The 8,871-nt window shown below is 68.2% G+C and carries 8 protein-coding genes and 3 pseudogenes; 5 read left to right on the top strand and 6 right to left on the bottom strand.

The window, feature by feature from the left end:
* Positions 1-588 (top strand): sensor histidine kinase (locus ACWC09_RS51740; RefSeq protein WP_450859182.1); only part of this gene is annotated, 588 nt, incomplete at its 5' end.
* A 233-nt stretch (positions 589-821) separates the two neighbouring features.
* On the top strand, positions 822-1,235 hold the full coding sequence (locus ACWC09_RS51735; protein WP_450859180.1) for a DUF6069 family protein: 414 nt from the start codon (positions 822-824) through the stop codon (positions 1,233-1,235).
* On the opposite strand, the gene ACWC09_RS51730 is transcribed toward ACWC09_RS51735, so the two are convergent.
* Both ACWC09_RS51730 and ACWC09_RS51725 read right to left on the bottom strand, forming a co-directional pair.
* The gene (locus ACWC09_RS51730) at positions 1,208-1,888 is read right to left on the bottom strand and encodes an amidohydrolase family protein (RefSeq protein WP_450859178.1); all 681 of its coding nucleotides are present in this window, start codon (positions 1,886-1,888) and stop codon (positions 1,208-1,210) included. The two genes, ACWC09_RS51735 and ACWC09_RS51730, sit on opposite strands and share 28 nt — an antisense overlap.
* Before the next feature lie 575 nt (positions 1,889-2,463).
* Positions 2,464-2,622, bottom strand: a complete 159-nt coding sequence (locus tag ACWC09_RS51725) for a hypothetical protein (protein WP_450859176.1) — start codon at positions 2,620-2,622, stop codon at positions 2,464-2,466.
* 280 nt (positions 2,623-2,902) lie between these two features.
* Here ACWC09_RS51725 and ACWC09_RS51720 point away from each other — a divergent pair.
* Positions 2,903-3,259: pseudogene (locus tag ACWC09_RS51720) on the top strand (transposase family protein); the annotation flags it as partial.
* A 262-nt stretch (positions 3,260-3,521) separates the two neighbouring features.
* Here ACWC09_RS51720 and ACWC09_RS51715 read toward each other — a convergent pair.
* From ACWC09_RS51715 to ACWC09_RS51705, 3 genes and pseudogenes are all read right to left on the bottom strand, one after another.
* Complete coding sequence (locus tag ACWC09_RS51715; RefSeq protein ID WP_450859174.1) at positions 3,522-4,769, bottom strand: MFS transporter; 1,248 nt, start codon at positions 4,767-4,769, stop codon at positions 3,522-3,524.
* A gap of 247 nt (positions 4,770-5,016) precedes the next feature.
* A pseudogene (locus ACWC09_RS51710) lies at positions 5,017-5,215 on the bottom strand (phosphorothioated DNA-binding restriction endonuclease); the annotation flags it as partial.
* 550 nt (positions 5,216-5,765) lie between these two features.
* Complete coding sequence (locus ACWC09_RS51705; RefSeq protein WP_450859172.1) at positions 5,766-6,413, bottom strand: hypothetical protein; 648 nt, start codon at positions 6,411-6,413, stop codon at positions 5,766-5,768.
* Positions 6,414-6,634: 221 nt separating this feature from the next.
* Between ACWC09_RS51705 and ACWC09_RS51700 the strand changes: the two genes are divergently transcribed.
* The gene (locus tag ACWC09_RS51700) at positions 6,635-6,868 is read left to right on the top strand and encodes a hypothetical protein (RefSeq protein ID WP_450859170.1); all 234 of its coding nucleotides are present in this window, start codon (positions 6,635-6,637) and stop codon (positions 6,866-6,868) included.
* Positions 6,869-6,949: 81 nt separating this feature from the next.
* Here the strand turns inward: ACWC09_RS51700 and ACWC09_RS51695 are convergent.
* Positions 6,950-7,246: pseudogene (locus tag ACWC09_RS51695) on the bottom strand (transposase family protein); the annotation flags it as partial.
* Between the two features lie 450 nt (positions 7,247-7,696).
* Here ACWC09_RS51695 and ACWC09_RS51690 point away from each other — a divergent pair.
* On the top strand, positions 7,697-8,728 hold the full coding sequence (locus ACWC09_RS51690) for a serine hydrolase domain-containing protein (RefSeq protein WP_450859168.1): 1,032 nt from the start codon (positions 7,697-7,699) through the stop codon (positions 8,726-8,728).
* Positions 8,729-8,871 lie beyond the last annotated feature (143 nt).

Genomic DNA, 8,871 nt, shown 5'->3' with positions numbered 1-8,871 from the left:
GAGCGCATCGAGCTCTCCGGCGTCCCGGAGGCCGAGATCCACGGCCGCGCGGTCACCGACCTCGTGCACCTGCTCGCCGAGCTGCTGGAGAACGCGACAACGTTTTCCTCCCCGCAGGCCAAGGTCCGCGTCACCGCGACCCGTCTGCCCGACGCCCGCATCGTGGTGGAGATTCACGACGAGGGCATCGGCGTGAGGGCGGAGGACTTCGCGGACATCAACGACAAGCTGGCGAATCCGCCCAGGATCGACGCCGCGCTCTCCCGGCAGATGGGTCTGTTCGTGGTCGGCCGGCTCGCCGACCGGCACGGCATCCGCGTCCAACTGCGCCCCTCGGGCGAGCAGAAAGGCACGACGTCGTCGGTCATGCTCCCCGACACGGTCACCTATGCGGCGACGGAGTCCGTACCGGTCGATGGAATCGCCGGCGTTCCCTCCTCTCCGGAGGGAGCACCGAACTCCACAGCCTTCGCCGCGATCATCGCGGAGTCCGTCGCCGGCCGCGGCCACGGGACCTACGAGGCCTGGGACGAGCAGGGCGCGGACGGGGGCGACCCCGCCTCCGATGATCGAGATCGCCGGTCTTGAGCCTTAGGAAGGGAGGGCGCGAGGGGGACGGGCCCGCCGGCACACCACACCGGGAAGATCCCGGGGCCGTCTCTCCCGCGCAACAGCAGGCCTGGCAGGCCTGAACGACGGCGCGTTCATGAACCGTCGGAACCGGAAGCTTGAAGACTCAAGAAGATTCGGCCACACTATCGTTTGATACTTCAAACATCTCGCTGCGGGGCTCCTCCCGTAGTCGTCTCACTGGAGTCGCCATGTCTGTTGCCTCTGACGCCGTCACCGCCCGCCGTGGTCCGCTCGTTGTGGCGGGAGGTGTGGTCGCCGCGATCGTGGCGGCCTCGGTGGCGGACGCCGTACTCGCTCTCCTCGCCCTGGCCGCGGGCGCACCCGACGACTTCCGCCCGCTGAAGGCGTCCTCGTACATCTTCCTGACGGCCGTCGGCGTGGTGGCAGGCGCGATCGGCTGGGCCATCGTGCGCAAGGTGTCGAAGGACCCCGCGGCGCTGGTGCGTTGGCTGGTGCCGACTCTCGTCGTGGTGTCGTTCGTGCCCGATTTCCTGCTCTTCGGCGACGGCGGCGCGACCGGTGTCGGGGCGCTGCTTCTGATGCACGTGGTGGTCGCGGCGGTCGCGGTGTTCACCTACCGCAAGGTCATGCCCCTGTCGTAGGGGCGAGCACCGACAACGAACGGCGGGCACGGACCGTAGCCCTGCCCGCCGTCCGCCCTCTGGTGTGGTCGGGCGCCCCTGCTGCCGCCGCGACGGCGAAGGCGGCGTAGAGCCGGTGCCGACGGGCCGAGGTCAGAGGCCGAGTACCCGCTCGGCGTTGCGGTGGACAACTCCCAGAAGACGTTGCCCTTGTGCAGGGCGACCGCGGTCACCTCGTCGACCCAGGGCCGGCCGGGATGGGCGGCGATGATCGTCATGTCGGGGAAGTCGGCCGCGAGATGGTCCACGGCCAGCGGGTGGGCGTGTTCCAGCCGGGAGCCGAGGCCGCCGGGCATACCGGCCCCCATGCCGGTCGTCCCGACGTCGATCATCACGGGCGCGCCGAGCCCGGAGATCGTCTCGAACAGCGGGCTCAGGGCACGGTCGTCGACCGCGCAGCGGCCCATGACCGGGTGGAAGTGGAAGCCGAGGACGCCGAGTTCGGTCACCGCGCGCTTCGCCTCGTCGATCGCCGCCTCCCCCTTGAAGGGGTCCATCGCGCGCCAGGTGTGGATGACGCGTTCCCGGTACTTGGCACGCAGCTCGGTGACGTAGTCGTTGCTGCACGGCGGTGCGCCGATGACGGTCTCGATGTCGAAGGCGACCAGGACCACCTCGACCCCGGCGGCGGTGAACTTCTCGACGACCTGTTCCTAGGATTCCGCCGTCCACTGCCGGCCCCAGTACTTTCCGAAGTGCCTCGACGAAGACACCCTGCGGGTCGATCCAGGGCTGGCCCGAAACCAGCCGCGAGCTGAGCATACGGCCCGGCTCTCTTGGTCGAAAACCCATCTACCAGGGGCTTCATCCGTCCGTCAGGCCAACTGCCCATCCGGCAGGTGAGGTTGGAACCGGCTCACTGTCCGACAGAAACGTCAGAATGCGCGAACACCGGGCGGAGACACGCTGACAATCCCGTTCGTCGTCCCGGCACACGTCGGCCCTGCCTCTCCCTCCCATGAACTGCCAGTCCGGCATGGGCGGCGGCGGTCAGCCATGGCAGCGATCAATTGAGCAGGAAGGTTGCAGACCGGCTGCTCGACGGCACCCGGTTGAGCCGGGCGGACGGACCTGCTGTTGCCCCGTGAGCAGAGCGCTGTAGTAGAACGGTGTGCCCTACGTACCTGCCGACCTCACCCGCGTGGTCATCCACTCGGAGACCAACCACCCCGACCTGCGAGCCGCCAGGTCAGTCACCGGCCTTTTTGCCGAACCATCCGAGCGACCGGACGACGGACGCGCCGATAAAGAGGATGCCGAGAGGAACGATCGTGAACCAGGCAGCACCGGCTTTCATGGCCGCGAGCAAGGCGATGGCGCCGATGGCCAGCGCCAGGAGCACGAGCATGCCCAGAAGGACACGAATCTTGGAAACCAACGGAGGACTCTCCCAATGTTCAGCCGGGCTCTATTGACTAGACAGCGTTCGCTACCCGTTGGACCGCTGGCGACGGTTGCCCAGTAGAGAGGCAGCAAGCTCCCCGGCGTGACACCACGGCTCCCTCAGGAAGCTCATGGGGCGAGTCTCCCAACGCTGCCTTCCGGAGGCGCCAGTAGAACTACTTAATCGAATACGTAGGTTCACCGGCCGGGGCGGGGCAAAGCAGCGGCCAGCCATACACTGAGCCATGAACGTGCAGGTCATAGCCGACCCAAAGGGGCGTCTGCTGTGGGCTTCACCGGCCCTGGCCGGTGCCGTCCATGCCGTCCGGGCGGCCCGCGAGCACGGCATCATCGACGCTCTCGCCGAGGCCGGCATCACCTGCTGGGCGGACAAGGGGGACCAGGGCGCAGGCGGCACGATCCGCCTCCCGTACCGCGGCCGGTGGGACCGCCTCTCCGCCGGTCAGCAGGCCGTCAACCGATCCCACGCAAAGGTCCGGGCCCTGGTCGAACAGGCCATCGCCACCCTCAAGTGCTCGACGACCCGAATCACCAGCCTCGTCCAAGCCGTCCTCACCCTCCATCTCGCCAGCTCATGCTGAGGATGGAAAGGCTCACTGGCCGCCGCGATGATGCCACGCTTGACCCCAGGCAGCCCGAAGGAGGCGTCCTCGTCGTACCGCTCGACGAATCCCGGACTGACCGCGGGCCGGGATCGCATGGCGGAAGGACACCGCTGAGGCCGGTGCCAGGACTTCGGGGGTGGTCAGCGCCTTGAAGGATCGGAGCATTCGTGCCCAACTCCCTTGTCCGTCGTCTCTCGTACCGAGGGGCGTGTCGAGGACCTCCGGCGCAGGTTTTGGGTCATACCCGTCGGGCGTCCTGAGTGGCCGTCGTCCGGCGGAGGAGAGGCAGCAGTGTGACCGCCAGGAGCGCTGAGGCGAGGCCGAGGCCGCCGACGGCGGTGGAGAGGCCGCCTGTGGCGGACTTGAGCGAGGTGAGGGCGATCGGGCAGATGAACTGTCCGAGGAAGAACGACGCGGTCCACAGGCCGGTGCCGCGCCCGCGGTTGCCGAATTCCAGCTTGGACAGTGCCCAGGTGACCAGGGTGGGGAGCAGGAAACCGGTGCCGATGCCGTTGAGGAAGGTGCCCAGGATGAGGATGGCCACGTTGTGCGCCAGGCCGATCACCACGAGCCCGGCTCCGCACAGGGCGAAGATCGCGGGCAGTCTGCGCTCCGGCCGGCCGACCATCGAGGCGAAGATGACGCATCCGGTGACGGTGGCGGCGCTCGCGATCGCTGTGACCATGCCGATGAGGCCGCTCGACTGTATGCCCAGGCCGTTCATGAGATAGGCCATTTCCGCCGGGACGGCATAGAAGACGATGCCGCCGAACACCGACAGCAGGCAGACACCGGCCAGTCGGAGCCCGGAAGACCGCCGCCCTGCGACGGCGGGCGCCTGGTCCATGGCCGCGTCCGGTCGGGGCTCGGGCAGCAACAGCGCCAGCGCGGGGGCGAGGAGCAGTCCGACGGCGTAGAGGCGGAACGGCGCACGCCAGTCCGAGGCGGCCATCGCGCCGCCGAGGATGAAGAACGCGGTGGCGGAGATCGTGGCGCACACGGACTGCAGGGCGAGGTAGCGGTCGCGTACCCGGTCCGTGTAGTAATCGCCGATCAGGGTGGTGCAGGAGGTCATGATGAAGGCCTCGGCGACACCGAGGAGGGCGCGGCTGGCCACGATGGCGCCGAGCGAGTGCAGCCACAGCGGTGCGGTGCCGAACAGCGCGTAGAGGGCGGTCGCGACGACCAGCAGAGGCTTGCGTCCCAGACGGTCGACGAGGACACCGGCGAGAGGAGCCAGCAGGGCGAGTGTGAGCGCGGGAATGGTGAGGAGCATCGGGACCAGTGCGTCCGCGTGGGCCGCCGTCTCGAACTGATCCTGCAGCTTCGGCAGCACCGGCGCGAGGAGCACGGCCCCGAGGACCGGCAGACAACTGCCGGTCATCAGGAGCAGCACGCGCAGAGGGCTCCCGGCTTCGGGCGCGGGCTCGGTGTGGGGGACGACGAAACTGCCCGAGGGCATGGGCGGGGAAGCGAATCCGGGCACGCAAGGACTCCAGCACAGCGGTGAGCAGGGGCGCAGCGGATGCCGCCGTGACCGTGCCACACCGCAGAGCACTGGTGCACCGAAGGGAAACGCCCGGACGAAAGAGGGGGCGTCAGGACTTGCACGACTATGGGCCAGGATGCGCCCGGTGCCTATCCCCTGGGTCATTCAACTCGTGGATCATGCATATCCGGTCCGTGGATGGTCGGCCAACTCCCGTGACGCCGCTCGTTGTTCGTGCTGCGTTCGCCAACCGCTCGTCGTCTGTCGACTCCTGTCCCAACCCCGCTGCCTCGCACAACTCGCTGTGAGTGAAGGGCGGGATGTGAAGGTCGCGCAGCAATCGCGTGACGCGCCTCCGCAGTTGGGCTGCACGTCGCAGGGCGGCCCGCAGGTCCGGCACGAGATGGCCGGGTGATACCGGACGTCCGAAGACCGCGCACGCCGCACCTACGCCGTACGCCCACGGCAGCCGCGTCACCAATCCACCCTGGCGACCTGAGCACCCGCGGCGCACACGCTTGAATCAGCAGGCCCCCACGGCCAACTGCGCATAGACACGGCGGCAGGCGTAGGCGCAGGCGCGGACATCGTCATGCCGTGACCTGGGGCGGCCGTCCGCTCTCGGCAGGGGCCCGACTGCCCAACCCGGCGAACGTTCCTGGTCACCCCCTCGATCAGCGCACTGACCCTCCGCGGCCCGCTCTCCTGGGTTTCGGGGTCGGTACGAACGCCGTGTCGCCTACGACGACGTTCTTGATCGGCTTGCGGGATGTGTCGGCCATCAGCACCGGTGCGTCGCTGGTGAAGCTGTTGGGCGCGGTGCACCCCGCCGCGCGGGAGCCTGCCCTGCCTCCAAGAGCTGAGCCAAGGCTGTCGTCGGGCATCCCGGCCAGGCAGCCGATGGCAGCGGACTGGCCGACCTGGCCCCAGTTGACCTGTGGACCCGACGGGAGCTGTTGAGCCAGTCCATGCCGTCGTGAGAGGCCTGAGCGGCTACTGAGCTTCCTCGGGTTGGGCCTCCTGCTCCTGTGACTCGGCCGGGGAGACCGGCGTGGGCTGGGCGGTGTCGGGGGCGGTGTAGTAGACGGAGCGTCCCTGCTTGGTGCGCTGCGCCTGGCTCTTGGCGACGAGGTTTTCGAGGGAGGTGCGTACGACGGTGTTCTTGATGCCGCGGTCGGGGTGGGCCTGGCCGAGGGCGGCGGTGATCTCGACGGTGGAGCGTGGTTCGTTCTGTTCGGTGAGGTGCTGGCGGATCAGTTCGACCAGTGAGGGCTGCCCCGCTGTTGAGTTGGTGGCCCCGGTCTTCTTGGCCGGCTTACGGGCTTGTGTGCGGCTTGGTGCGGCGGTGGTTTTCTTGGCCTGCTCAGTGGTGCTCGTGCGTGCGGCGGCTTTTCTGCGGGGAGCCGGCACGGTGGCCTGCTCGGGCGCGGCGGGCTCGGCCGGTGGGGGGGTGATGCCGAGTGCCTGCTGCATGTTCACCAGCACGGTGTGGTTGTGCTGCAAGGTGGCCAACTGCTGCTGGAGTGCGGCCATCTCCCCGCTGACGCGTTCCTGTTCCTTGAGGTTGTGTTCGAGGTCCTGGGTAACCTGGGCGGCGTACTGCGAGGTCAGATCCGTGGAGGAGGTCGTGCTCTCGGACATGATGCTGGCCTTTCCTTGATGTCACGGCCGAAAAGGGGTCTGCGGCGGCCGCGGAGAACCCGGGTGAGTGACCCGCGCGCCAGGCACCGTAGGTGCCGCATCACAGCGCGGGGCCTGGCGTAGAGATAGTACGGACGGGCCGATGAGGTTGTTCCGCACAGTAACCGCCTTTTCCTCGGCCTGACCCACCCGCTTGACTCCGCACCTGGTCGATGGCCGACATGGGTTCTGCGCTGGCCGGTGCCGGGGATACCGCCGCCGCGGCGGCGAAGGACCGCAAGTACTGCACGAGCTACCGCGAGCAACCCGGCTGGGAGGCAGCCGCCAGGGCTGCCGTGTACGCACGCCGGCCAGTTGTCGAAGGGCTCGCCTCGTCCGTGCTGCCGGAGTATGCCGCCCCTGCCCGGAAGTTGCTGCAGGTGATGGACGAGACGCCGCCCTTGCCGGACCTCTGAGCGATCATTGCGGGACAACACTCAACAATGCCGTTGGACGTTGCGGTGGGTGATCAGGCAGACAGCGAGCCTTTTCCAGCCTCAGATCGACGTCGCCAGATGCAGGGCGAGGACGGCCTTGACCAGGTCGGTGATACGGGTGGTGCTGCAGCGGAGCTTGCGCAGCAGGCGCCAGGACCTCAGGGTGGCCATCGCCTGCTCGCCGACCGCGCGGATCCTGGCGTGGGAGACGTTGACGGCTTGCTGGCCTGCGGAGATGTTCTCCCAGCGGGCGCGGTAGGGGACGTGCACGGTGCCGCCGGCACCCTGGTATCCCTTATCGGCCCAGCAGCGCACGTCGGCCTCGGCCAGGGCGTCGATGATGCCGTGGGTGCGTAACCGATATTCATCTATTTCACCCCGCCCTCGGCTATCCTCCGAAGGATTCCCCAGAGCTGTGCAGGGCCCGCCGGAGCTGGCTTCGCCCCAGGGCCGGGCGACAACTCGCCGGGCGGAGTCCCGTGTTCTCCTCCCCGTCTCCCGATCGTGCCCGATGTCCTTCCCGGATTCTCGAAGGAGCATGAATTGCGTGTGAATGTGCGTGTCCGACGGCGCCCGCAACTGACGGGGTTTCGCGCAGTAGCAACAGTTGCGGTGTCCGCGGCCCTCGTCGTGCCCCTCGCTGCGACCCCGTCGAGTGCGAACACGGTCCACGAGAGTGCGGCGGTCCGCGAGAGTGCGGCCGTCGGCCCTCGGACGCTCTGGGCGGTGCGACAGGACGGCACTGCGGAGACACGCGCTCACCTGCGGGAGTTAGCGCGGAAGTTGGTCGAAGAAGGAGTGCCCGGGGTGATCGTGCGGGTGGACGACGGTCACGACAGGCCCATCGAGATCTCCGAGCAGGCCGCCTGGACGAAGAAGGACCATCGGCTCAGGGCGGACGACGAGGTGCGAGAAGCGTCCAACACCAAGACGGTGATGGCCACCCTCGTCCTGCAACTGGTCGCTGAGCACAGACTCGCCCTTACCGACCCGGTCGACAAGTGGCTGCCCGGCCAGGTGCGCAACGGCAGAGCGATCACCCTGCGCATGCTGCTCAACCACACGAGTGGGTTGTTCGACTACACCGAGGACCCCGCCCTCGCACCGGCCCTCACTGGCCGGGACTCCCACGTATGGACGTCGACGGAAATCCTGAGCCTGGTGAGCAGACACCCGGCACTGTTCGAGCCCGGCACCGAGTGGTCGTACAGCAACACCAACTACATCGCGATCGGCGCCGTCCTGGAGAAGGCCACCGGTAAGAACCTTGCGGCGCTGGTGCGGGACCGGATCGCCGGACCCCTGGGGCTCCGGCACACCTTCTACGCCACCGGCTCCGCCTGGCACGACCGGCACGCGCACGGCTACGAACCTGACGCCGCCCACATGCCACCGAACGTCCCCGACGAGTTCAGGAACTACGCCGGACCGCAGCACGACGACCACGTGGACGTCACCGGCGACTACGTCACGGCCGACGGAGCGGATGCCGCGATCGTGTCCACCGCCGATGACTGGTCCCGTTTCTACGGCGCGCTGATGTCGGGCCGCCTGCTGCCCGCCGCCCAACTGGCCGAGATGCGCACCACCGTGCCGGAGGACGGGCCGGGGGACCCGGACGAGCTCGGCTACGGGTTGGGCATAGAGACGGCGAAGACCGACTGTGGCACGGTCTGGGACCACGTCGGCGTCGTCCCGGGCTATGCGACCTACAACGTCACCGACTCCACCGGCCATCGCACGGCCGCCTTCTTCTTTGCCACGTCCACTCTCAGCAAGCAGGCGCACCAGACCGGCGCGGCCCTGATGGACGCGGTCAACTGCGCCATGTTCGACTGACCAGCGCGTTTCCGTGGTAGCCGCCTCCGGACCACGATCTGAAACGCTTGACTGAGTAGTCCGGTCCCCTGTCGGGGACACCCTTTGGGCGTGAAAATCGGTCTGTGGCCGTCCGGCGGACGTCGTTTCCGCTTGGTGCGTTC

This window comes from Streptomyces sp. NPDC001617 (genome assembly GCF_053596855.1).
This window is presented reverse-complemented; position numbering and strand designations above follow the sequence as displayed.

What these genes read in the sequence shown, in the direction of transcription:
- ACWC09_RS51735 (WP_450859180.1), top strand. Translation starts at nt 822, where the DNA reads ATGTCTGTTGCCTCTGACGCCGTCACCGCCCGCCGTGGTCCGCTCGTT.
- ACWC09_RS51705 (WP_450859172.1), bottom strand. Translation starts at nt 6,413, where the DNA reads ATGTCCGAGAGCACGACCTCCTCCACGGATCTGACCTCGCAGTACGCC.
- ACWC09_RS51725 (WP_450859176.1), bottom strand. Translation starts at nt 2,622, where the DNA reads ATGCTCGTGCTCCTGGCGCTGGCCATCGGCGCCATCGCCTTGCTCGCG.
- ACWC09_RS51700 (WP_450859170.1), top strand. Translation starts at nt 6,635, where the DNA reads ATGGGTTCTGCGCTGGCCGGTGCCGGGGATACCGCCGCCGCGGCGGCG.